The 24,138-nt window shown below is 53.6% G+C and carries 18 protein-coding genes; 8 read left to right on the top strand and 10 right to left on the bottom strand.

Annotated elements, in window-relative coordinates; all coding sequences use genetic code 11:
* Positions 1 to 29 precede the first annotated feature (29 nt).
* Genes NH461_RS18350 through NH461_RS18315 form a run of 8 tightly spaced genes read right to left on the bottom strand, consistent with a single transcriptional unit; the run spans position 30 to position 7,874 of the window.
* The gene (locus NH461_RS18350; RefSeq protein WP_261604055.1) at positions 30 to 1,268 is read right to left on the bottom strand and encodes an SAM-dependent methyltransferase; all 1,239 of its coding nucleotides are present in this window, start codon (positions 1,266 to 1,268) and stop codon (positions 30 to 32) included.
* Positions 1,269 to 1,290: 22 nt separating this feature from the next.
* On the bottom strand, positions 1,291 to 2,094 hold the full coding sequence (locus tag NH461_RS18345; RefSeq protein ID WP_261604054.1) for a DUF1365 domain-containing protein: 804 nt from the start codon (positions 2,092 to 2,094) through the stop codon (positions 1,291 to 1,293).
* On the bottom strand, positions 2,091 to 3,392 hold the full coding sequence (locus NH461_RS18340) for an NAD(P)/FAD-dependent oxidoreductase (protein WP_261604053.1): 1,302 nt from the start codon (positions 3,390 to 3,392) through the stop codon (positions 2,091 to 2,093). The genes NH461_RS18345 and NH461_RS18340 overlap by 4 nt, the downstream gene beginning before the upstream one ends.
* The gene (locus tag NH461_RS18335) at positions 3,389 to 4,150 is read right to left on the bottom strand and encodes an SDR family NAD(P)-dependent oxidoreductase (protein WP_261604052.1); all 762 of its coding nucleotides are present in this window, start codon (positions 4,148 to 4,150) and stop codon (positions 3,389 to 3,391) included. Before NH461_RS18335 ends, NH461_RS18340 begins: the two co-directional genes overlap by 4 nt.
* 2 nt (positions 4,151 to 4,152) lie before the next feature.
* Positions 4,153 to 4,581 (bottom strand): nuclear transport factor 2 family protein, encoded by a 429-nt coding sequence (locus NH461_RS18330; protein WP_261604051.1) that lies wholly within the window; start codon positions 4,579 to 4,581, stop codon positions 4,153 to 4,155.
* Positions 4,582 to 4,625: 44 nt separating this feature from the next.
* A complete protein-coding gene (gene phrB / locus NH461_RS18325; protein WP_261604050.1) occupies positions 4,626 to 6,110 on the bottom strand; it encodes a deoxyribodipyrimidine photo-lyase in 1,485 nt (494 codons plus the stop codon).
* On the bottom strand, positions 6,107 to 6,937 hold the full coding sequence (locus NH461_RS18320) for a MerR family transcriptional regulator (RefSeq protein WP_261604049.1): 831 nt from the start codon (positions 6,935 to 6,937) through the stop codon (positions 6,107 to 6,109). Before NH461_RS18320 ends, phrB begins: the two co-directional genes overlap by 4 nt.
* Entirely contained in the window at positions 6,927 to 7,874 is a 948-nt protein-coding gene (locus NH461_RS18315) for a DUF523 and DUF1722 domain-containing protein (protein ID WP_315903268.1), read from the bottom strand. The genes NH461_RS18320 and NH461_RS18315 overlap by 11 nt, the downstream gene beginning before the upstream one ends.
* Positions 7,875 to 8,298: 424 nt before the next feature.
* On the opposite strand from NH461_RS18315, the gene NH461_RS18310 reads away from it, so the two are divergent.
* The 7 genes from NH461_RS18310 to pelG are packed head-to-tail and all read left to right on the top strand — an operon-like array spanning position 8,299 to position 20,348.
* Complete coding sequence (locus NH461_RS18310; protein WP_261604047.1) at positions 8,299 to 11,049, top strand: endo alpha-1,4 polygalactosaminidase; 2,751 nt, start codon at positions 8,299 to 8,301, stop codon at positions 11,047 to 11,049.
* A 46-nt stretch (positions 11,050 to 11,095) separates the two neighbouring features.
* Entirely contained in the window at positions 11,096 to 14,644 is a 3,549-nt protein-coding gene (locus NH461_RS18305) for a tetratricopeptide repeat protein (protein ID WP_261604046.1), read from the top strand.
* A gap of 12 nt (positions 14,645 to 14,656) precedes the next feature.
* Positions 14,657 to 15,175, top strand: a complete 519-nt coding sequence (locus NH461_RS18300; RefSeq protein ID WP_261604045.1) for a hypothetical protein — start codon at positions 14,657 to 14,659, stop codon at positions 15,173 to 15,175.
* 30 nt (positions 15,176 to 15,205) lie between these two features.
* The gene (locus tag NH461_RS18295) at positions 15,206 to 16,549 is read left to right on the top strand and encodes a PelD GGDEF domain-containing protein (RefSeq protein ID WP_261604044.1); all 1,344 of its coding nucleotides are present in this window, start codon (positions 15,206 to 15,208) and stop codon (positions 16,547 to 16,549) included.
* Entirely contained in the window at positions 16,512 to 17,483 is a 972-nt protein-coding gene (locus NH461_RS18290) for a hypothetical protein (protein ID WP_261604043.1), read from the top strand. The genes NH461_RS18295 and NH461_RS18290 overlap by 38 nt, the downstream gene beginning before the upstream one ends.
* A complete protein-coding gene (pelF, locus tag NH461_RS18285) occupies positions 17,480 to 18,994 on the top strand; it encodes a GT4 family glycosyltransferase PelF (protein WP_261604042.1) in 1,515 nt (504 codons plus the stop codon). The genes NH461_RS18290 and pelF overlap by 4 nt, the downstream gene beginning before the upstream one ends.
* Positions 18,975 to 20,348, top strand: a complete 1,374-nt coding sequence (gene pelG, locus NH461_RS18280) for an exopolysaccharide Pel transporter PelG (protein ID WP_261604041.1) — start codon at positions 18,975 to 18,977, stop codon at positions 20,346 to 20,348. Before pelF ends, pelG begins: the two co-directional genes overlap by 20 nt.
* Positions 20,349 to 20,524: 176 nt before the next feature.
* Here pelG and NH461_RS18275 read toward each other — a convergent pair whose 3' ends face one another.
* A complete protein-coding gene (locus NH461_RS18275) occupies positions 20,525 to 21,355 on the bottom strand; it encodes a slipin family protein (protein ID WP_261604040.1) in 831 nt (276 codons plus the stop codon).
* 3 nt (positions 21,356 to 21,358) lie between these two features.
* Entirely contained in the window at positions 21,359 to 22,768 is a 1,410-nt protein-coding gene (locus tag NH461_RS18270) for an NfeD family protein (protein WP_261604577.1), read from the bottom strand.
* Positions 22,769 to 23,002: 234 nt separating this feature from the next.
* Here NH461_RS18270 and NH461_RS18265 point away from each other — a divergent pair, with 234 nt between their 5' ends.
* A complete protein-coding gene (locus NH461_RS18265) occupies positions 23,003 to 24,118 on the top strand; it encodes a transporter substrate-binding domain-containing protein (protein WP_261604039.1) in 1,116 nt (371 codons plus the stop codon).
* Positions 24,119 to 24,138 lie beyond the last annotated feature (20 nt).

Genomic DNA, 24,138 nt, shown 5'->3' with positions numbered 1-24,138 from the left:
CTACCGCTGCTTTTTCCCGCCAAGAATCGCTACTCACGCCAAACGGGTCGGCTGACCAGCAACTGGATGGTACTGATACTGCGCTCTAAAAAACCGCCTTCGCAATAACAGAAGTAAAAACGCCACATCCGAATAAAAGTTTCATCGAACCCTTGCCCGCTGACAACGTCCAGATTGCGATCAAAGTTCTGATGCCAGTCCGCCAGCGTGCGGGCGTAATCCATCCCGATATCTTTCAAATCCCGGATCACAAAGTCGCTGTGGGCCGTCATTTGTTGCGCCAGCACTGTCACCGAAGGCAGGAAACCTCCCGGGAAAATGTGCTTCTGGATAAAATCTACCCCTCGGCTGTACTGTTCAAATCGCTGATCGACCATGGTAATCGCCTGCAAAGCCAGTAAGCCATCTGGTTTGAGCAGAGACTGACATTGCTGAATGTAAGTCGCCAGGTATTCTTTCCCCACCGCTTCAACCATTTCGACCGATACAATTTTGTCGAACTGACCACTTAAGTCACGATAGTCGCTACACAGTAAAGTGATTTGCCCGGTCAGCCCTTCGTTTTCAATCCGTTGTTTGGCCCAGGCATATTGTGCTTCCGAAATCGTGGTGGTGGTCACCCGACAGCCGTACTGTTTTGCCGCATAGATAGCGAATGCGCCCCAGCCCGTGCCAATTTCCAGCAAGTGATCCGAGGGTGACAGTTGCAGCTGTCGGCAGAGGCGCTCCATTTTGTGGATCTGCGCGTCTTCAAGCGACGTGTGTTCACTCTCATAAATCGCCGCGGAATAAAGCATATTGCTGTCTAGGAAAATACGGTAGAAATCATTGCCGAGATCATAATGCGCGAGAATATTCTGTTTGGCCGCAGCCTTGCTGTTGCGACGGGTAAAATGCAACCAGTGGTTCCGGAGCGCAGTCAGCCAGCTGATTTTGGATTCCAGTTGTTCCAGAACCGGCAGATTACGGGCAATCACCCGGATCGCGGCGGTTAAATCCGGCGAATCCCACCAGCCGTCGATGTAAGCTTCTCCGGCAGCAATACTGCCTCCGGACAGTAACCGCGCGTAAAGACCGGCGTGATTGATGATAATCTTTGCCTGACAGGCGGCGTCATATTCTCCGAAAAAATGGCTTTCCCCAAGCTCGTCTACAAGGGTCAGCCCTGCCCCACGTAGCTGCGCCAGCCCTTTAAAAATCACGTTTCGGGCTATCGCATCCCGGCCTGACCGGTTCAGTACAAGCGGTTGTGATTCACTTTTTAACATGGTTATCCCTCAACGTTTGGTTTCATAATGAACGCCGTGTGTCTTGATGACGGTCGTGCTCCGTGTCGCTTCTCGTGGCGTGACTGTAAAAAGGAACCCGTTTGAACCACAGCCGCAGCGCCTGCCAGTAAATGCCAGTGACCACTTTCACGGTCTGAATTGGCGTTGCAGCAAGCAGGCGCCACAACACCCGGGAGGTGAACGGCTGACGCGTCATTGCCAGCGTGGCATCCAGCACTTTTTGCTGACTCTGTTCAGAGCAAATATCGATATGGACAAATAACTGGCGCCCCGGCGCTTTCAGTCGCCACTGATAGCGCTGCGTCATTGGATTAAACGGCGAAACATGAAAGGCTTTCTGATGCTGCCAGGTGCGCTCCGGCCAGTGGGATTTTGCGGGAACGACATAATAGTGCCGCTCATTCCAGGGAGTATTGCTGACTTCAGCCAGCATCCATTGCCAGCGACCTTGCGCATCATAGAGGTAATACAGATTGAGCGGGCTGAAGTAGAGTCCGGCATATCGCAGTTGGCACAGCATCATTACCCGCCCCTGCATCCGCTCACCCGTCAGTTCAAAAACCTTCTCAATCACGTGTTGTTTGAGTGTGCCGGGGGCTGATTTGTCGCCGCCATCACGCAGGTAATCCGCCGGCCGGAATCGGGCAAAATTCAGCAGTCCAGTCCCAAAGCCCTTCACCCGCTGCTGTAGTTCATAGAGCTCATCGAGGTCAATCCACGGCATAAACATCGGATAGCTGAAGCTGTGGCTGACCGGCGAAAAGCGCCGGTGGCGAACACTTCCGACAAACAGGGCGCTATTCATGACACCACTCCTGAGCCTTCCGGGAGATCCGCAAAAGCCAGTTGCTGGGTGCGGGCTTCAATCCCGGCCACCACATCCAGTGCGCTGCGTACCCCATCTTCATGAAAACCGTTGTACCAGTAGGCACCGCAGAACCAGGTACCCCGCCGCCCGTTTATGGTGTCTCGTGACTGCTGCGCCAGCATACTGGCCGTGGTAAATACCGGATGCGCGTAGGTAAAGCGCCGCAGTATTTTCTCTTCTGCTATTTGCCCGGTCTGATTCAGACTGACGCAAAAAGTTTCCGGAGCCGACAGCCGTTGCAGGATGTTCATGTTGTACGTCAGGCTGGCCAGCTGATGGTCACGATTCGCATCTGACGCCCCGAGATGATAATTCCAGGCGGCCCATGCAGCCTTAGAGTCCGGGAGCAGTCGGGTGTCGGTATGTAGCACCACCTCATTATCCTGGTAGGTCATGGCACCGAGTACCTGTTGCTCGGCTTCGGAGGCATCGGCCAGCAAAGCCAGCGCCTGATCGCTGTGGCAAGCCAGAATCACCTGATCATAGGTGTCGCTTCCCTGACCGGTAACAATTTTGACCCGGCCTTCCTGACGAAAAATCTGCTGGATCGACTGGGAGAGCAATACGCGCTCCTGAAACGGGGCCACCAGCCGACGAACGTATTCCCGCGAGCCGCCGGGGATCACAAACCACTGCGGCCGATTGATAACATCGAGCAAACCGTGATTGCGGAAAAAACGAATAAAAAACTCAAGCGGAAATGCCCGCATATCTGACAAGGTCGAAGACCAGATGGCGGCCCCCATCGGCAGAATATAGTTTTCGGCAAAATAGGCGTTAAACCGGTGCTTCTGAAGAAACGCCCCCAACGTACGGCTCGCGGCAGTCTCAAGGTCAACCTCCCGGGCGAGTTTGTTAAAACGCAGAATATCGGCAATGAAGCGATAGAACATCGGATTCAAAAGATTCCGCTTCTGGGCAAACATTGATGCCAGGTTGTGCCCGTTATATTCCAGCCCGTGTTCATCATTCTGCACGCTAAAGCTCATTTCGGTCGGCAGTCCGGCAATGCCCAGCTCGGCCAGCAATGCCTCAAACCGGGGATAAGTCCGATCGTTGAAGACGATAAATCCGGTATCGATGGCATAGTCCCCACTGGGCACGCTGACATCGACCGTTGCCGTGTGCCCGCCGATATAATCGTTGGCTTCATAGACGGTGACGTCATGTTGGCGATGCAGGTGCCAGGCACACGTCAGGCCGGAGATCCCGGAACCGATAATGGCTATTTTCATGATGTTTTCCCTGTCATTCGTTTGATGGCGGCGTATTGAACCCGCAACGGTAATATCGCCAGCATTTTCAGGATCAGACTAAATCGGCGTGGAAAATGGATCTCGTTCTTCCCCGCTGCGATCCCACGGCGGATCTTCTCGGACGCGTACTGCGCCGACACCAGCATCGGCATCGCAAAATCGTTTTTATCGGTCAAAGGGGTTTTGACAAAACCGGGACTCACCAGCGTGACTTTCACCCCTTGTTCGGCCAGATCGACCGCAAGGGTTTTGGTGAGGTAAGCAATGGCGGCTTTCGAAGCGCCGTAGGCTTCCGCCCGGGGTAACGGTAGATAAGCGGCGGTGGAGCCGACAATCACCAGATGCGTTGTATCGTCAAAGCGATCCTGCATCGCCTCAATACAGTTCAGGACGCCGTACATATTGACGTCGAAGACCCGGCGAAACAGCGCCACATCAATGTGTCCCTGCTCGATATACTCACACGTCCCGGCATTGAGGATGATCAGCGACGGTAATTGCGGCAATGCATGAATCGCTTGTTTTACAGCCGCCAGATCGGTCACATCAAAAACCAAGGGCTGAATATTTGGGCTCGTGGCGGCGAGTTTATCTAACCGTTCCCGTGACTGACCGCAGGCCAGCACCTGCCAGCCCTGCGCGGCATAGTCTTTCGCCAGTTGTTCGCCGATCCCTGAACTTGCGCCGGTGATCAGCACCTGTTGCTTGAATCGCTGTTGCATGAGGTGCTGTTTCATGACTATAGCCTCGCTTTGAGTTGACGAACCACAGCACCCAGCACAGGCACGCCCTCATAGAGCATTTCGCCCAGATCGAAATAGTCCCGATGCCGGATGATCCGATGCTCCTGAATTTCCAGCCTGGAGCAGCCATGTACCTTTCTGGTCGCCCCACCCGAGAGTCGCGGATGACTGAAAATCATCTCCCACTCGACATACGCTTTCTGACCATCGGCGACGGTGTCGTGGATCTCAAACCGGCATTCACTGACGGTCTTAAACAACCGGGTGAAATACGCCTGAAGGTTATCCCAGCCGATCACCTGATGCGCCGGATCTTCAAAAATCACATCCGGGTGGTAGAGGTTTTCGAGGACCGACAAATGGTCTTTCGACAGTTGACTGTACACCTCAACAAACTGATGGATGACAGGATCCGGCTTGGCCATGGGGCTTCTCCTTCTCTGGAAGCATGCGACATGAAGACCGACAATCAATCCTGAGCTTTGGCGGCCTTGAATTCCTCAATTGCTCTGAGACGCGCACTTTTGTGATCCACGATTGGCTTGGGATAATTCAGCCGATGTGCTTGCGGCCACCGGTGCGGTTCGTGAATGTACTTATCAGGCACGTCTTTCAGCTCATGTACCCACTTACGGATAAATTCTCCCTTTGGATCAAACCGTTCCCCCTGAGTGGTCGGATTGAATACCCGGAAGTAAGGTTGCGCGTCCGTTCCGGTGGATGCTGCCCACTGCCAGCCGCCATTATTGGACGCCAGGTCACCGTCAATCAGGTGGGACATAAACCACTGCTCACCGGCCTGCCAGTGAATCAGTAAATCTTTGGTCAGAAAACTGGCCGTGATCATCCGCAGGCGATTATGCATCCACCCGGTTTCGCGCAACTGGCGCATGGCCGCATCCACAATCGGAAAACCGGTTTCTCCCCGCTGCCAGGCCGACAACAACGACTCAGATTCATGCCAGCGCACATGCTTGGTCCAGGGCTGGAACGGCTGATCCCGACTGAGTTTCGGCCAGGCGACGATCAGGTGACGATAAAATTCCCGCCAGATGATTTCGTTACACCATGTGAATTCCCCGCTTTCCGGCTCATCCAGACAGAACGGCGATTCAGCAAACAGGGCCGACAAACATTGCCGGGACGACAATGCGCCGATAGCCAGATACGGCGACAGGCAACTGGTGCCGTCGACCGCCGGAAAATCCCGTTTCTGATGGTAATCCGGAGCTTTCTCCATACAAAAGGTCCGGAGGCGCTGGATCAGTGCTTCTTCATCCACCGGCCAGTCCACGCTACTTTTCTCAGGGTATGTCAGCGATATCGGTTGTTCGGAGTACAGTGCATCCGGCAGGCGCTGGGCAACCGGTTCCGGACGGGCTTCCGGCTGTGGCGGTTGCTGGCGATACTGCGTTAACCACTGACGGCGAAACGGCGTAAACACTTTGAAGGGATCCCCGCTCCGGGTCAGCACTTCACCGGGCGCAATCACGCAATCATAGTCAAACGCGCTGAAGCAGATCTGGTGACGGTTCAGCAAACGCGCGGTTAAGTCGTCCCGCTGGCCTTCATTCCACTCGTATTGCTTATTGGCAAACACATGCTTGAGCTGATGCTGCTGCATCCATGCCAGCACCGCTTCCGGGATCGCATGGAAGTCCGGCAGTTCCAGCACCATCAGCGGAATATTCAGTGCTTTCAGCTGCTGGCGAAGCACCGCCAGTCGCCGCCGGATCAAATCGACTTGAATCGGCGACACATGGTGCTCATGCCATTGCATTGGAGTTGCAATATACAAAGCCATCACGCGATCGCAGCGTTTGCAGGCTTCACTCAAAGCCTTGTTATCAACGACTCTTAAATCAGCCCGAAACCAGACTAATCCCCCCAAATCGGACGCCACTTCCGACTCAGAATGTAGCGAACCGGACTGCTGCGTTTGCGTAACCATCATTCGCTCCTCGGTGACAGATGACTAAAGTCATGCTGGTGAATCGTCGCAATACTGCCCAGCAATGTGATCTGACACCCGATGTGACGTTGTAGCGCATCGAGTTGCGACACCGCCTGCGGGCTGATGCGTTGCTCACCAAATACATACAGAGATTCAACCTTCAGCTGGGTCATTGCGGCACCCAGCCCTAACAGTTTGCTGTCTAACGCCGGTAGAATCGTGACATCGTCACCTTTCTCGGCCAGCAGCCAGGCCTTGATCCAGAGGCGATAGTTCACATTTGGCTCGAAACTGATCAGAAAACTGCTCTTATCCGCACGTTTACGGGCCTGCGCCACCAGCGCCAGACACCGCTCCGTCATCACAGACTGCCACAACGCCTGCTGAATCTGCGCGAGCGGGTTATCTGCGCGCTGAATCGCCTGTTCGACCGGATGAACCACCTGTTTGAGAAACAACTCAGACGGATATTCCTTCATCAGCTGAATCAGAAGTTGGTCCAGTTTCTTGCGCCGGCAATCGAATAACGCAGCGGTGACTTCCGCCAGCGGCAAAGCTTTGTGTTCATCTGCTTGCGGCGTCACCTCGTTAGCCTCGGGCTCTGCCAACAGTGGCCGCACTTTGCTGATAGCCACCCCTTTTTCGAGCCAGACGACAATCTGTTGGATGGTTTCAATATCCGCCTGAGAATACAGCCGGTGCCCTTGCTCGGTTCGCATCGGGTTCAGCAGTCCGTACCGACGCTGCCAGGCCCGAAGCGTCACCGCATTCACCCCGGTCAGTTCAGAGACTTCTTTAATCGCAAAATAAGCTTGTTCACAATCCATAACGTAACTTCAGCTCCTCAGGATATGGATTTAAAAAGGTTTGCAGCTGCAAATACGGATCCGGATATTCTTTGAGGTAATGCCGGATCAATGCCAGCGGGGCCAGGATCGGCTGATGGCCTTCGCGATAACTCATGATGAGTTCCGACAGTTCCTGTTTTTGTCCTTTGGTTAGCGAGCGTTTGAAATATCCCTGCAAATGCATCAGCACATTGGTTTTATTGCTTCTGCTGGCGCGATGCCTGATGGCATCCATAAATTGCTGGCGATATTCAAAGTAAAACTCGTCCAGATCCCAGTCTTTAATCGATGCCACCATCCTGCCCAGCGCCTTATATGCCGCCGGACTATGGGCCATCAGCACCAGTTTGTAGCGCGAGTGAAATTCAATGAAGGCGCGACAGGTCCGCTGCTCTCGCAGGCAGTGGTAGAAATCATTCAGAGCAAACACCCGAAATACAAAATTTTCACGTAATACCGGGTCCTGTAAACGGCCATCCTCTTCAACCGGCAACCAGGGCATCCGCGCCATTAGCGTCCGGGTGTATACGCCGACCGACCCGCCGGGCACTGTGTTCCCGTTGGTCACATAAAGCTTCACCCGCTCCATACCACACGTGGGTGATTTGGCACACACGATGTAGCCGCATAGGGCATCAAAGGCGGGGATATGTTGATCCGCAAACGCTGTCATCGACTCGGTATAGTCCGTCGACTTATCTTTACTCGCCACCAGCCGCTCGCGGCCATCAGATAATTGCAGTAACTGAATGGCCGGACGGGGAATGGGCATACCGATCCCGACTTCAGGGCAGACTGGTTTAAAATCAATGTACTTGGCCAGTTCATCGACCACAAAACGATTCTGTTTATGACCGCCATCAAACCGGACCTTCTCGCCCAGTACACATGCGCTAATTCCGACTGGGATTGCCATCATCCACCACCTTGTACAAAACTAAAACCTGTACAACAAAAGTTAGCGCATCAAGCAGTGCTATACAAGATCTAATTTTGTACAAGGTAATTCTGGTTCAAAGGCGCTGCTGCACAAGGCCGTTCTTGCACAAGTGAACTGTTGTACAAAACGCTGCTGTACAAAGAAAAACAGTGAACCGATCTTGCTCCCAATACTCTTGAACCATGCCAAATCAGTGATTCCCCATCGCCCTAATACTATTTGATGAATTTTTATTCCATCGATTGCAGCGACATCGGACTGAACTAGGATTATTTGCATGGTGATAAATTGTCTGGATAAAAAAATTCAAACAAAAACATCACCTAAGTCTAAGATTTAAGAAGATAGGTATATTAGTGCGGTCGCATAAGCCGACAGGCTTTGGCAGAGGAGCTGCGTCATGCGTTTATTCATCTGGGCACTGATGTTGTTACCGAACATGTTCACCCCGGCAATAGCATCAAACCAGCACACCTCATCCGTTGTGTTCTACTACAACACCATTGACTCCGTCCGGGAGCTGATGAGCTACGATCGTGCCGTCGTCAGTCCTGCGCTGATCACCGAGCGACAAATTGAGACCCTCCACGAAGCCGGCACCCAGGTTTTTGCCTATCTGAGTGTGGGAGAATATGACGGTAAAATGCTCCCGGAGCCCTTGCGCAGTTCATCCCCGACCCGAAATACCAATTGGCAAAGCTACGCGATGGATTTGACCGCTGAAGCCTGGCAGTCCCATCTGCTCGATACCGCCCGTGACCACCTGGCAAAAGGGTTTGACGGCCTGTTTCTTGACACGCTCGATAGCTATTATTTATTTGCCAAAAATGAAGCATCCCAGTCAGCCCAACAGCAGGCATTGACGCAGATCATCACTGCATTATCCGAGCTGGAGACAAACCCCGGTCTCATTCTCAACCGCGGGTTTGAAATCTTGCCCCAGTTGAAAACCCCCGTACATGCCGTCGTCGCCGAGTCGCTCTATCACGGCTACCACCCGGTCGATGACAGTTACCATGACATGAGCGAAACGGATAGCGAATGGCTGAGCAACCAACTCGCTCAAGTCAAATCTCTTGGGCTGGAAGTGATTGTCATTGACTATATTCCGGGCCAGGATCGAGAAGCGCAGAAAGCCGCAGCCAAGCGCCTGCTTCAAGAAGGCTACACCCCGTATATCAGCGACGGTATGCTGTATGAGTTCGGGGTCAGCACCATCGTGCCTGTCGCCAAGCGGGTACTCGGTTTATTTGATGGCTCAGAAGCAGCGTTCAATCGCTCGCTGTGCCATCGGATGATCGCCATGCCACTGGAATATAAAGGCTATGTCCCTGACTGCCGGGACATTAATACCGTGAACTTCGATCGCCTCGACATCAACCGCTATGCCGGGATCGTTGCGTGGCTGGAAGAAAGTGCGTACAACCGCAATCCCCGCTTGCAAATCTGGCTCGCACAGCATCTCGGTCAGCGGCCCGTCCTGTTTTTGAAAGCCCTGCCGACCCTGGCGTCTCTCCGAAGCCAACTGGGCCTGCGGGAAACCGGCGAGTTAAATCGTCAAGTGACGATCACCCGAGGCCAGGAGTGGCTGAGCGAAAACTACCCGCTGCGTTTTAGCCAGTTTGAAACCTATCCCAAATGGGTCAGTATCAAGCCCGAAGTTCAGCCGCTGATTCTCGCTCAGGATCAAACAGAGCAAGCCGCCGGCCTGTTGTTTAAAGCTGCCTGGGGCGGCGCTGCCCTGTTGCCGCTGCCCGTGACCATGCTGGCCAACAGCAAAGAAGCTTGGTACATCGATCCGTTCCGTCTTATCGATGAAACCCTGAATTTACCCCCGATTCCAGCCGCCGATGTGACCACGGAAACCGGACGGCGGGTGTTGACCAGCCATGTCGATGGCGATGGCTTTCCCTCGATTGCCTGGTTTCCCGGCAAGCCTTACACGGCTGAAGTCCTGATGGAGCATGTGTTTAAAGCCTATGCCATCCCGCAAACCGTGTCGGTGATTGAAGGTGAAGTCGGTAAAGACGGCTTGTACCCGAAAAAAAGTGCTGAGCTGGAAGCGATCGCGCGACAGATTTTCGCCCTGCCGAATATCGAAATTGCGTCACATACCTTCAGCCACCCGTTTTTCTGGGATGACACCGTGAGTGTCGAAGAGAAACAATACGGCGATCACTTGCCCATTCCCGGCTATGAAGTCGACTATCGTAAGGAGATCATCGGCAGTATCAACTACATCAACCAGCGACTCGCCCCGAAAGGCAAAAAAGCCAAGTTGATATTATGGTCCGGCCGGGCAGATCCCGACGAGAAAACCCTGGCGATTGCCGAACAGGCGAACGTTCTCAATGTGAATGGCGGAAATACCTATGTCGTTCGCGGCAATCAGAGTTTGACCCAGGTGTCGCCAACCATTGCCTGGTACCCCTCAGCCGTTCATGTGTATGCCCCGGTGCTCAATGAGAATCTGTATACCAATTTATGGACCGAGCATTTTGACGGCTATAGCCGGGCCGTTGAAACCTTCAAATTGCTGGGCAGTCCTCGTCGGCTCAAGAGTATCAGCATCTACTACCACATGTATTCTGGGGCCTATCCGGCCTCGCTTAAGGGGCTCACAGACGTCTATGACTGGGCGATTCAGCAAGAAGTCACACCGCTATATCTCAGTGAGTATGCGGCACGAGCCAAAGCGCTGTACGAAACCGGCCTTGCCCGTACCCTGGATGGTCAATGGCTGATCACCAGCTCAGGCGTTCAGAGTATCCGTCTGCCACATGAGCTAGGCACTCCTGTGATGCAGCAAAGTACGATTGCCGGCTGGAATGACGGCGAAGACGGGAAATATCTCATCTTATCCCAGCCCCGGAGCATGCTGACGCTGGGCGCGCAAGACGACCCCACCATCCGCTTGAAAAATGCCAACGGGCAATTGGTGAAATGGCAGCGGGACGGGGATGTGATTCATTGGGCTTTGAAGAGTTATATGCCGCTGAAACTGGAACTAGCAAATGCCGCGACCTGCCGCCTGACCGGCCAGGAACCGCTACATCAAACACAAACTGAGAACACCGTTCGTTACACCAGTGACAAAGCCGGACTCTTCCGCGGTGAACTGCATTGTCCGACGAAGCATCAATCGAATTAATTGAACGATCGGCAATCTATATACCCACTTGATGGCGAGAAAGCACATGGCAGTATTCCCTAAGCGTCCATCCAACACAGGTAAGTCAAACACCGGATTACATCTGGTGAGTGGCCGTACTTTAGTGATCTTGACGCTCACCTCGATCTGGGCGCTATGGCTATTGGCGCCAGACCAGAGCATGCTGATCCGGCTGATCACCCAGACGACTTCGCCTCAGGTCTCTCTGGCCTTCCTACAAGAAATCCAGGCCCGTGAACCCGACAACCGAACCGTCAGCAAACTGATTATCGAAAACTACTATCAACTGGGTGAATTGGACAAAGCCATTTCAGTCTCAGAGTCTGTGCTCGAACGGGATAATCTCGCCCTCGACTGGCCCCTGTTTGCTACCTACGTCAATCTACTTCAGGACAAGTATTATCAAACCAAGGCGACCGCCGGTACCGCGCCTGATATTGAAGCCAGGCTGCGGCAACTGATTAATGACGTGGATTATATTCCCGATGCCAACCTCGCCCGAAATCTGGCCGATACTGCCATTTCACTGTCGATGACCCAAAAAGGGTACAATTTATTAGCCCCGCATCTGCAGAGCGGCCGGACCAGCCGCGAGGAACTGGTGTCACTGGCCATGCAAAACTCGGACTATGACAACTCATTGCGGTTACGGCAGGAAGACTTTGACAGCGCAGAGACGATGGACACCGCGATCCCGTTGCTCAACCTGTACCTGACAGCGGGCCGCCCCCAACAAAGCCGCGATTTCATCACGCATTACCAGGGCCAACTGAGCGACGATCCGGCGTTTCTCCGTCTGACGATTGATCACTCAAACCAGATCGGGAACCTGGATACCGCGCTGTCACAGTCCCGGAAATTAATGGCTCGCTTGCCCAGCAAGGGCTTAACCGCCGCGACGGCAGAACTGGCTATCGCCACCGGTCAGCTGGATCTGGCGACATCCCTGTTGACAGAACTGACAGCAGAAGACAACAACCCCGCCTACCTGACCCGGTTGCATGACGTCCACCGCTGGCAGGGCAATATCGAGCTGGCTTCCCAACTCAGTCAGCGTCTGCTGGCCATGGGGCCAACCGAAGCGCAACTGCGCGATGGGATTGCCGAAGCGCGTGCACTCGGGGATATTTATCAGGAAGGGGTTTATTTCGACCAGTTGGCTGCAAACAACCAGCTCGGCGTGGTCGAATATAACGACTGGCTGAATGCACTCGAAAAATCCCAGGGGACCGATGCTGCGATTGAAAGTGTTCGGCGCTTATCCGCCCTGCGGCCAAAGGATGACGTACTGATCGTTCACCAGTCGCGTTTGTATGATTACCGCAACGATTACCCCAAGGTGATCGCACAATGGCAGCAACTGCGGACGCTTCGTCAGCCATCCCCCACCGAAGCCATGCGATTTGCCAGCGCCTATATTATGACGCATCAGCCGGAGCAGGCTCTGGCCGTTCTGACCACACCGAAAAATTGGCTGGACGCCGATGACGACTACCTGGAATCGGTCTCAACCCTGGCCTGGGAAACCAGCAATCGCGCCGTGTCGCAACAGGTACAGCATCAACTGATCGCCCGGACCAGCGGGCACATTGACGTTTACCGGTATCTGAGAACCACAGATCCCGTGAAATCCCAGGAAGACATCAACAACCTGGTCAAACTGTACCAGCATTCCGGCAACGCGGAGCCTTTACTGGCCGCGATGCAAGCTTCCCGCGAGAATCAGGATCAACCGACCTTTGCCCGCTTGGTCAATATGGCAACTCAGGACCCGGCACTCACAAGCAACATTGGTGTCCTGTTGTACCAGGCCCAACTCGCCAAAGACAATCAGGACAGGGAAAAAGCCGCCAAGCTGTACCGGAAAGTCCTGCAACAGGCGCCGTATCATGACGCAGCCATTAACGGGCTGCTATGGCTGGCCATCGAAGCCAACGACCGCGATGCCATGGCGTCACTCTATAACCATTACAAACGCTCGCAACAGGACAATAGCTCGCTGTGGCTGAGTTTTGCGACGGCCGCACAACAACTAGCCCAACTCGAGGAATCCGACCTTTGGTACCAACAACTGCTCCTACACGATGAAGGTTCTGATCAAGTTGATGTTGCGGTGCTGCTCAACTACGCGGCACTGCTGGAGCGCCGGGGGGAATATGATAAAGCACGTCGCCTGCACCACTACATTGCCAGCCACCTGACGGAAGAACTGTTATCGCTTGAAGAAGGCGACGTATCCTACCATTCACTGGTGGCACTGTTTGTTGGTGAACAAGCCGCGCAACAATTGGCGGAACAAGCGCTGCTGGAGAACCCGGATCAACGCCATACCCAGGATCTGTTCCGGTATTATCTGGTGGCCGGGCAACCTGACAGCCTGATTGCCTGGCACCGGCACACGGCTCTGAGTCGCTATGATCTGCCGGACTGGCAACAAATGGCCATCGCAATTCTGGAAAGAAACCGCCCGGAGATGGAAAGCCTGCTGGAACAATCCGTCGATATCCCTGAAGCTGATAAAAATACAGCCCTTCAGTTAACCGGCCAGTATGCCAAAGCCTGGCAACACGGGGAGCAGAACCTCGGCAAACTGAATGATCCTGAAGCGGAGCGCCAGTTACGCCGGGTCCATGTTGCACAACATCCGGATCAAACGCACAGTGTCCGAGCCCAGACAACGCATAATACCGAGTGGGACATCTCCCGTTACAGCCTTGACTACTACACCCCGCACCAGCAAGGGAACTGGCGATTGGGCGCCGACTTCCAGCACGCGGCCACGCCAACGCTGCTCGCGGGTATCGACATGAAAGATGAAACCCGGCTTCGGGGCGAGCTGCAATACCGGCTGCCGGAGGCCCGTTGGTCGCTCGGATTCGATATCGCTGACGGATTGGGCGATCAGCGTCTGGGGCTCTCGACCAGCTATCTGCGCTCACTCAATCAATACTGGGACATGTCGTTACAGTTGGGGATCCAGCAAGCGATTGAAGCCAGCCAGCTGCTGACCCTGACCGGGGAAGATAACACCGCGGGATTCAGTGTCAGCTATCAGCCGACTCCCCGGGAGTCCCTGTCACTCCAGTGGAACTGGCATGATCTGTCGACCCGATATGGCGATGATATTGGCCAAGGATGGGATTTGAATCTGCGGGCAGCCGAGCAACTGTTTTTTAATGACCCGGCTTGGCAGATCTATGCCAGTTTCAGTATGCAGGACGTCAACTTGAGCAATGAGCCGCTCAATAGCATCAACACCCACCATCAGGGGCCTGCGCCACTGGTCAGCGGGGACTTTATTGATGACGAATATCAGCGAATCGCGATTGGTCAGCATCTGTGGCATGGCACTCCCGGGCAGCCCGGCCCCATCGTGCCCTCGCCCCGCTACTGGCTGGACACTTCAGTCGGTTACAACATGTCTACCAATCGGCCGGATATCGCCGTCACCGCAGCACTCGGCTGGCGCGTGATCGGCAATGATGAACTGTATTTCTCTGCCGACTGGCAGAGCCAGGATCGAAACGGCGATCAATCATTGAAACTGTCACTGGGATACTTCTATAGTTTTTAAAGGGATAAGCATATGAAAAAGACATGGTTTCTACTATCAGCGTTGACCCTGGGCGCCTGCACCAGCTATCAGGTACCCGACAGTCCGACTTTTTCAGCCAATAGCCGCTGGGTGATTATGCCGATGGTCAATCATTCCAATACCCCGATGGCAGCTGAAAAAGCAGAGCAAATCCTCAGTGCGCAGCTGTATGCCAAAGGAATTAACGCCCGAATCTATCCGGCCAGTGACATCAAGGATCTTGCCAGCATCCTGGACAGCAATGCGAAGCGAAAGAATGCCCAGGCCTGGCTGGCGACCCAAAACGTGGACTACGTGATCACCGGATCGGTTGAAGAGTGGCATTATAAAAGTGGTTTGGATGGTGAACCGGCTGTTGGCATCACGCTGGAAGTGCAATCTGCCCGCAGCCAGGCAACTCACTGGCGTGCAACAGGGACACGCAGCGGCTGGGGCCGGGAAAGTGTCAGCGGCACAGGCCAAATGGTCATTGAAGAGCTGCTGGACGGCCTGAATATCGAGAAACAGTAACAATTCGATTCACGAGAACGGAATCTGCCAATGAACACATTGCGCAACCGGATTATTTCCGGATTCAAACAAGACGGGGCAGCCTGGCTAGAGACATTGATTATCTCGGCTATCGCCATTTATCTCTGGCTTCACTCAGACGCGCTCACCTCGACGACTCAGGAGCAACACTTCTTCTGGCCGTTGTTTGGCCCGTTGCTGGTGGCCCTTCGCTATGGCTTTGCCAAAGGCTTCTCTTGTTCGCTCCTCATTACAGTCGGCCTTGCCAGTGTAATGAATGCCAATGACATGCTGGCGTTGTATCCCCTGCCGATGGCCGTCGGGATGGTCTTAACCGCCATGATTGCCGGTGAATTTCATGATTACTGGCAAGCGATTAACCAGAAACATATCCTGGATCACCAGTACATGCGGCAAAAACTCGAAAGCTTTACGCAAAACTACCATTTACTGAAAGTGTCTCACGACCAACTGGAGCAACGCTCGGCCGGCCAGACGGTGAGCCTGCGCGCCAGTATCAGCGCTTTGCATAAAATTGCGACCGCGTACAGCTCAAATCGTCTGGATCACATCGGCCATCCCCTGCTGAATTTGTTGGCTGAAATCGGTGGGCTGGAAGTTGCGGGGATTTACCAAGTCACCGGCAACAAAATCAATCCGACACCGCAAGCGATCATTGGTGATGATCATCACCTGGATGAGGCCGATCCCATGTTGCAGGACATGATGAAGCAGCGTCTGTTGTTATCCGTGGCTAAACTGGCCACACATCACGAAAATCCGTCCCGCTACCAGCTGTGTATCCCGCTGTTGGATACACAAAAGAACCTGCAGGCCATTGTGGTTGCCGAAAGCGCGAAATTCTTCTTGCAGACACCTGCCAATAACGCCCTGCTCTCGCTGGTTGCCAGCCATGCTGCCAATTTGATCAGCGACGCCATCGTGACGCCGTTGATTCAACCGCAACAAATGGACCTGTTCCTCAGCTATCTGAGCCAAGCTGAGCGGAACCACCACCAATACGGTGTCGACAGCCACCTGGTTGTGTACAACACCTCCAATGCACTCCAGAAAAAACGCCTGGAAGCGATTGTCAATCACCGCCGCGGAGCGGATATTTACTGGACCAGTCAAACACCGCAGGGCGAACCTGCATTGCTTGTACTCTTGCCGCTCACCACCAAAGCAGATGCACAGCACTATATTAACCGGGTTGAACAGTTATTCGGCCTCAATGCCGGTACAACACCGTCAGACTTCGGCATTCAGGGGCCGCTCTCCGTCGCGAAGGATCTCTCTCAAATCAAGACCCTGGTCTATGAATATGGAGCGTTCGATGAAAATCTGGCTATTCATTCAAGCAGCCGTTCTTGAGAGTTATTGTGTTTACCTGCTCTCCGGGGAGAACTGGGTGGCCACCACCTGGATGTCACTCGCGGCAGCACATACGCTAGCCTGCATCAGCTGTACCATCGCGAGTTGGAAATTCCTGCCAAGTCATTATCGATTTCCACTGGCCGGGACGATCACTTTCTTGTTCGGGTTTAACTTTCTCCTGCCGGTCATTGGGATGATCGGCACAGCGGGTGCCCTGCTGCTGGCTTTGCATTTTCCCCGACAACAGCACCGAGTCAGCTGGCAGCCGAGTGAGTCCTTAAGTTTACCCCAAAGCCCCGGGGATATTTTGACCGAGAACCCGTTCGGCTCCGGCGCTCTTCGGGACATTCTGGTCCACAATGATGATCCGGGCCAACGCTCTTTGGCGGTTGCCGCCATTTGTCATCTCCCCCGGCAACAGTCAGTCCCGCTGCTTCAACTCGCCCTGAAAGATCTCTCGGATGATATCCGCCTGCTTGCGTATGCAGCCCTGGAGGGGATCGAGAATCAGATCAACGAAATGATCGCCAGCAACAAGAAGCAGTATGAGCAGCTCCGACAGCCTGACACTGCCTTTGAGATCGCGCAACAGTACTGGGAGCTCTGTTATCTCGGGATTGCTGAAGGCATTTTGAAGAAACACTATTTGAAGCAAGCCGAGCACTATCTCAACTTGTCTGTTCAGGATAAGCAACGGGCTTCGAACAGTTTACTACTTGGCCGGGTATTGTTGGCACAACACAGACCGGCAGAGGCCGTTCCCTACCTGAGCTACGCCATTGAGCATGGAATACGGGTCAAACAAGTCGCCCCTTACTTGGCTGAAGCGGCCTATCGTGCCAAAGACTACGACAAGGTACGTGAATATGTTGCCTATTTCCCGGAGCAACAGGGGGAGTCGTTAAGCCAGATTAAGGAGCATTGGCTATGAGCAAGGATGTCGATATCTGTCTGTTACTGGAAGGCACCTATCCGTATGTACGAGGCGGTGTTTCCAGCTGGGTCCATCAAATCATTCAGGGTTTACCGCAATATAGCTTCCACCTGATTTTCCTGGGCGGCAGTCCTGAGTTTTACGACAAACCTGTATATGAATTCCCGGACAACGTCACCGGGTTCGAAGTCCATTACCTGCTCAGCGATCCCGGAAAACTGTCGCCGTCGCCCCGCTCGGGAAACCACGAGCTCTTCGCGCAATGGAGCCAATTCCTGTCCTATTTTGAACAAGAGAAAGCCCCGATCCCCAGCGAGTTACTGGTTGCCATCTCCGCTTCTCTGGGCCAGAAAAAAAAGCTGACCCTGGCGGATTTCCTCTACAGTCGTGCATCCTGGGATGTACTGACGGAACGTTACTTTGAGGGTTCTGCCAATAAATCCTTCGTTGACTTTTTCTGGACTTACCGCAGCATTTATCAACCCTTATTTACCCTGGCGCAAATCTCACAAAACCTGCCCGATGCCAAGGTCTTCCACAGTATTTCGACCGGCTACGCAGGCTTTCTCGGCGCGCTTTGCAAACAACAAACCGGCAGCCCTTTTCTGATCACAGAGCATGGGATTTATACCAAAGAGCGCAAGATCGATCTGTCCCAGGCCAGCTGGATCAAAGATCGCCATAGCCTCATTGACATCAGCCTGCATAAGAAGATGGATCAAACCCGCAAGACCTGGATCCACTACTTCGAGCAACTGGGCCTGACTGCCTATGATCAGGCCGATCGAATTATCTCTCTGTTCGAAGGGAACCAACACCGACAGCATAGCGATGGTGCACCCCGGCACAAGACGCAAGTGATCGTCAACGGGATTAACCTACAGCGATTTGAAAGAGCCTATGCGCGTCGGCCGGCCAGTCCCCCGCAGGTCGTCGGGTTGGTCGGCCGGGTGGTCCCCATCAAGGATATCAAAACATTTATCCGGGCCATTCGCGGCGCTGTCGAGGAGCTTCCGACCCTGGAAGGCTGGATTATCGGGCCAACCGAAGAAGATCCGGCCTATGTTCGCGAGTGTGAGCTACTGATCGAAAGCCTGGGGCTGACCGACCATGTCAAAATGCTCGGCAGCCAGAATGTCGCCGAGATGATGCCGGAGCTGGGGGTGATGATGCTCACCTCCATCAGCGAAGCTCAGCCGCTGGTCTTACTGGAAGCGATGGCTTCGGGGATTCCCTGTATCGCCACCGAGGTGGGCGCTTGCCGCGAGATCATTTATGGCACGCCGGGGGAAGATGCTGCTCTGGGGGCCGCAGGGAAGATCATTCCGATCGCCAGCCCGGTGCAGGCCGCGCAAGCCATTATTGATGTTTTGACCGATACCCAACATTGGCACCATACCGGCGATGTCGGCAAAGCACGGGTCACCCGCTATTACGACGAACAAGACGTGTATCGCGCTTACCAGACACTCTATAAGGAGGCTATCTGTGGCAGGGATCGGCTTTGAACTACGTAAAATACTGGAAAAAAACACCCTTCTTTCCGTGCTGGAAGCCTATGGCCTGGCCGGATTGATTAGCTCCGGCCCTTGGGTGATCTCGATTCTGGCATTGCTGTCGATTGGCTTGCTCAGCATCGGGACCATATTTCCGGTAGAGGCCATCGTCCAGTTTCTGGTGATCGTCACCTACTTGATGGCGGGATCGCTGATTATCAGCGGCTTATTCCAATTACTCCTGACCCGGTTTATCTCCGATTTGGTGTATGTCAATGAAGATCACCGCGTGGTTCCGAACTTACTCGGCTCCATGCTGCTCACCAGTGTGATTGCCGCCGTGATCGGAGGGGGATTACTCTTCTGGGCATCGGGACTCGCGCCAGCCGAGAAACTCACCATTTTTACCTCGCTGGTATTGCTGTGTAATCAGTGGCTCATCATCATTTTTCTGAGCGGGATGAAAGAGTACTACCGGATACTGGTCACTATGGTGCTCAGCTACGGGCTGATGATTGTCCTCAGTCTGACCATCCCGGGGCTGAACCTGCTCGGGCTACTGCTGATCTTCTGCGGCTGCCAGGGACTTGTTACTTTTTCATTCCTGTTTTTCGTCATCCGGGATTTCCCGGCGAAACAACTGGTTGCGTTTGAATTTTTAAACCCAAACAAAGTCTTCTACTCGCTGATGGCCTGTGGTCTTCTTTACAACATTGGCGTGTGGCTGGATAAATTTGTCTTCTGGTTTCGGGAAGAAACCTCGCACATTGTGATCGCCCCATTCCGGGCTTCCTATATTTATGATTTACCCATCTTTGTGGCTTACCTCGCCATTATTCCCGGAATGGCCGTATTCATGCTGCGGATGGAAACCGACTTCGCCGGCGCATGCCTCAAGTTCTATGGGGCGGTCCGCAAAGGGGCAACACTCAGCTCAATCTACCTGCTGAAGAACAAAATGGTGCTCGCCTGCCAGCAAAGCATCTATGAGATCTTCAAGGTTCAGGGCATGACACTGGCACTGTTGCTGCTATGGGCTGAAGAGATTCTTGTTGCGCTGAAAATCGATCTCGCCTACCTGCATTTGCTTTATGCCGACCTCATCGGGGTGAGCCTGCAAGTGCTGGTGATGTCGATCCTCAATGTAATGTACTATCTGGATAAACGCTATGCCGCGCTCTCACTGACCGCGCTGATGGCGTGCGCCAACTATATGTTGGCCCAGTACAGTATCGACTTGGGACCAACCTTCTACGGCTATGGGTTTGCGATCACCATGCTGGTGACCACGATTGTGGGAATGATCATGCTCAACCGGCAATTCAATGAGTTGGAGTATCAGACCTTCATGTTACAGCGCTCATAGCAACTCATAACAACCCATAACAAACTAGCAAGATGGTGTGATACTGCCCATTTGTCTAAGACAACGTCACAACGGCCAACATATAGGCCGTTCCCTTGTTAGCCAGCACCGAGGTCAACCGAGGGTCAGCACAGCCGTGCTGACCCTCGGCTTTTGCGGCTCTTTTATTGCGGCAATCAAGGATAATCGATGGGATGGTCCGGCTCTGATGGACTCGGCTTAGGGTTCTCCGCCTGCCGGGGATCGGCGGGTTTTGAAGTGCTCATGAATGCCCCGAGTTTATCCACCAGGTCGATGGGCATCGGGAATACAATGGTGGTGGTCCGGTCATTGGAGATTTCGGTCAGGGTTTGCATATAGCGCAACTGCACCGCATTCGGCGCCTGATTCAAAACCGTTGCCGCTTCGCGCAGCTTATTGGAGGCTTCGAGCTCCCCGGTAGCATGGATCACTTTCGCCCGCCGGGAACGCTCAGCCTCAGCTTGTCGGGCCAGTGCCCGGACCATACTCTCATCAAGATCAACATGCTTGATCTCAACATTGGCAATTTTGATCCCCCAGTTGTCCGTGTGCTGATCCAGGATCACCTGTAGATCTTTATTCAGCTCATCCCGGGCTGACAGCAGCTCATCAAGCTCATGCTGCCCTAACACCGACCGCAGTGTGGTTTGTGACAACTGGCTGGTGGCTTCCAGGTAATTTTCCACATTGTTAATTGCCATTTTCGGCTCCACCACCCGAAAGTACACCACCGCATTGACCCGAACCGACACATTGTCCCGGGTGATCAAATCCTGAGTCGGGACATCAAGGACGATGGTCCGCAAATCTACCCGGACCATTTGTTGCACAATCGGCACAATGATGATTAGCCCCGGCCCCTTCACTTCATAAAACCGCCCCAGCAAGAACACCACAGCACGCTCATATTCGCGGAGGATTTTGAACATACTGATGATCAGAATCACCACCAGCACTATGATTGTCGCAAACGAGTAGGTAATCATATATCAGTCCTTCTTCGGATCCGCCGACTCGCCGAACCCGCTTTCAACATAAAGATACAAGCCCGAAATTCGCTTCACCGTGACACGATCTCCTTTCTTCAGCGGCCTGTCACAACGTGCCTGCCAGATTTCGCCATCCACCAGCACCCGGCCTTCACCGGGGAAACCACCGACGACAGTCCCCATTTCACCGAGCAGCACCTGAACCCCTGTTGTCACCGGCTTGCGCCGGCTCTTCAGCAACAACGTCAGGATCACAAAGGTAAACAGCGCGGAAACCACGGTCAGACCGACGATCAGCGGAATGGCAATTTGATATCCGGGGGTCTCGGTATCCATCAACATGATGGAGCCGAGGACGAAGGCGATGACCCCGCCGAGCCCCAGGATCCCGAAACTCGGACTAAATGCTTCGGCGATCATCAGCGCGATCCCCAGCAACAGCAGCCCTAATCCGGCATAACTGACCGGGAGCATTTGCAGCGAATACATCGCCAACAACAAACAGATCCCACCGAGTACCCCCGGTAATCCGACCCCCGGATTGTAAAATTCCAGCAGCAGGCCGTAGATCCCAATCAGCATCAGGATGTACGCAACATTGGGGTTGGTGATCACGGAAAGCAATTTAAAACGCCAGTCCTGCTCACGCTCCACATAGGCAACATTGGCCAATTCAATCGGACGCTGAATGCCGTTAATCGCCACGGTCCGGCCATTCGACTGTTCAATCAGACTATCCAGGTTGGGGGCAATAAAATCGATCACATTTTCTTGTAGCGCACTTTCCGCATCCAGACTGGCCGCTTCAGTGACCGCTTTGGCGGCCCAAATTTCATTGCGTCCGTGCAGTTTGGCCAATCCCTGAATATAAGCGGTCGCATCGTTGATGACTTTTTTCTCCATAGCCGTTTTAGCCGGGACACGTTCGCTGGATTCAGGCTGGGAAGACTCAGGTTTGGATGACTCAGACTGGCTCTCTTCCGCATCTTTGGCCGATTGTTTTTCTTTGTCATCCTTCGGCGCAAACGGATTGCTGCTCTGGTCGTCATCCTTGCCGCCCGGGCCGGTCAATGACACCGGCGTTGCCGCCCCCAGATTCGTTCCCGGGGCCATGGCGGCCACATGGCTGGCCAGAAGAATATAGGTACCCGCACTCGCCGCCCGGGCACCGGACGGACCGACCCAGGTCGCAATCGGCACCGAAGAAGTCGTAATGGCGCGAATAATATCGCGCATGGATGTATCGAGGCCGCCAGGGGTGTCCATTTTCAGCACAATAAAGGCGGCCTGGCTTTCCCGGGCATCAACAATTTCCCGGACCACATAGTCGCTGGTGGCCGGCCCAATCCCGCCTTTGATTTCGATAATCCACACGTTGTCTGCAGATGCAGTCCCCGCGATAAACCACATGACCAACCATAACGCAACGTAAGAGAAACGTTTCACCTCACTTCCTCCCCCAGGAGAAAATCGCGGGTAATTCAGAACCCTGATACTTTTCCTGCGCACGTTTCAACTGCTATAAGCATAGTCCACCCCATTAAGCACACTGTTTTATGCGCCTTACCATGCAAAAATAAGACAGCCCCGTGAAATAAAATTGACACTTATAATTAACCCAAACGAAACAATTCAGGGTTACGTATGGCCAGTCCTGTCAAACCAGCCTGCCGGTTGATCTTCCTGCTGGCACTGCTCTTCCCGCTGAAACTATGCTTCTGGGCGCTGCCCGTCGTCGCAGCGCCCGCCGTGAAGCCCACCGTTCTGGTCGGGACCTATGACTGCCCGCCCTTCGTGATCAAGCATCCCGACGGTACATTCTCCGGACTGAGCATCTTCCTTTGGGAGCACGTTGCCAAAGAAATGGGCATCCAATATGAAATCAAAGAATATGAGCTGAAAACCCTGCTGGATAAAATCGCCGACAAGGAAATCAACATCGGTGTTTCCTGTCTGTCGATCACGCCTGAACGTGAGTTGCGGTTTGATTTTTCCCACTCTTTTTACGAAACCCACCTCGCCATCGCCGTCAAACAGAAAAGCTATCTGTCCGCGGTCACAGGCTTATTGACCAACAAGCAGTTATTGTCGGTGCTCGGATTCATATTTGTTGCCGCCGCGCTGGTCGGAATGATCTACTACCTGCTGGAACACCGGGTGAACGATAAGCTCTATTCCATGCCGTCACGCCGGGCCAAACTCATCGAAGGCTTTATTCTGGGCTTGCTGTTTATCACCAAAGGCCCTTTTAATTACTTTGAATTTAAAACCCTGACCGGACGAGTGATCACCGTCATTCTGGCGATTGCCACCACGTTGTTTATTGCCAGTATCACCGCCTTGCTCGCCAGCACCTTTACCCTGGGTTTACTCAGTTCGGAAATTAAGGGGCCAAACGATCTGGCTAATATTCCGGTTGGCGCGAAAACGGCGTCGACCTCCTCGGCTTACCTGACCAACCGCGGCATTGTGCACCGGTTGTATCGTGATAACCGTCAGTTGCTGGAAGCACTGGAGCAGCAGGATGTCGACGCTGTGGTGGCTGATAACGCGGTATTGATGTATCTGGTGAAAAAAGCGAAGGAAAACGGCGAGTTCCAGCAATTGACGGTCTTGCCATACCCATTTGAAAAACAAAACTATGGGTTTGCTATCGAAGATAAAAGCCCGTACACCGAAGCCCTCAATCGGGCCCTGCTGAAAGTACGCAGGACGCCCGTCTGGCGACAGGCTCTGCATGAATACTTTGCTGAGAAATGACCACTCGCAACACTCATATT

Origin of the sequence: Photobacterium sp. TY1-4, assembly GCF_025398175.1 — a bacterium.
In the GTDB taxonomy this organism is placed as follows: Bacteria; Pseudomonadota; Gammaproteobacteria; order Enterobacterales; family Vibrionaceae; genus Photobacterium.
Note: the sequence above shows the minus strand (reverse complement) of the source record. Positions and strands in the feature narration are given on the sequence as shown.

Excerpts from the sequence above, each read along its gene's own strand:
- NH461_RS18350 (WP_261604055.1), bottom strand. The coding sequence starts at position 1,268 with ATGTTAAAAAGTGAATCACAACCGCTTGTACTGAACCGGTCAGGCCGG.
- NH461_RS18345 (WP_261604054.1), bottom strand. The coding sequence starts at position 2,094 with ATGAATAGCGCCCTGTTTGTCGGAAGTGTTCGCCACCGGCGCTTTTCG.
- NH461_RS18340 (WP_261604053.1), bottom strand. The coding sequence starts at position 3,392 with ATGAAAATAGCCATTATCGGTTCCGGGATCTCCGGCCTGACGTGTGCC.
- NH461_RS18335 (WP_261604052.1), bottom strand. The coding sequence starts at position 4,150 with ATGAAACAGCACCTCATGCAACAGCGATTCAAGCAACAGGTGCTGATC.
- NH461_RS18330 (WP_261604051.1), bottom strand. The coding sequence starts at position 4,581 with ATGGCCAAGCCGGATCCTGTCATCCATCAGTTTGTTGAGGTGTACAGT.
- phrB (WP_261604050.1), bottom strand. The coding sequence starts at position 6,110 with ATGATGGTTACGCAAACGCAGCAGTCCGGTTCGCTACATTCTGAGTCG.
- NH461_RS18320 (WP_261604049.1), bottom strand. The coding sequence starts at position 6,937 with ATGGATTGTGAACAAGCTTATTTTGCGATTAAAGAAGTCTCTGAACTG.
- NH461_RS18315 (WP_315903268.1), bottom strand. The coding sequence starts at position 7,874 with ATGGCAATCCCAGTCGGAATTAGCGCATGTGTACTGGGCGAGAAGGTC.
- NH461_RS18310 (WP_261604047.1), top strand. The coding sequence starts at position 8,299 with ATGCGTTTATTCATCTGGGCACTGATGTTGTTACCGAACATGTTCACC.
- NH461_RS18305 (WP_261604046.1), top strand. The coding sequence starts at position 11,096 with ATGGCAGTATTCCCTAAGCGTCCATCCAACACAGGTAAGTCAAACACC.
- NH461_RS18300 (WP_261604045.1), top strand. The coding sequence starts at position 14,657 with ATGAAAAAGACATGGTTTCTACTATCAGCGTTGACCCTGGGCGCCTGC.
- NH461_RS18295 (WP_261604044.1), top strand. The coding sequence starts at position 15,206 with ATGAACACATTGCGCAACCGGATTATTTCCGGATTCAAACAAGACGGG.
- NH461_RS18290 (WP_261604043.1), top strand. The coding sequence starts at position 16,512 with ATGAAAATCTGGCTATTCATTCAAGCAGCCGTTCTTGAGAGTTATTGT.
- pelF (WP_261604042.1), top strand. The coding sequence starts at position 17,480 with ATGAGCAAGGATGTCGATATCTGTCTGTTACTGGAAGGCACCTATCCG.
- NH461_RS18275 (WP_261604040.1), bottom strand. The coding sequence starts at position 21,355 with ATGATTACCTACTCGTTTGCGACAATCATAGTGCTGGTGGTGATTCTG.
- NH461_RS18270 (WP_261604577.1), bottom strand. The coding sequence starts at position 22,768 with ATGTGGTTTATCGCGGGGACTGCATCTGCAGACAACGTGTGGATTATC.
- NH461_RS18265 (WP_261604039.1), top strand. The coding sequence starts at position 23,003 with ATGGCCAGTCCTGTCAAACCAGCCTGCCGGTTGATCTTCCTGCTGGCA.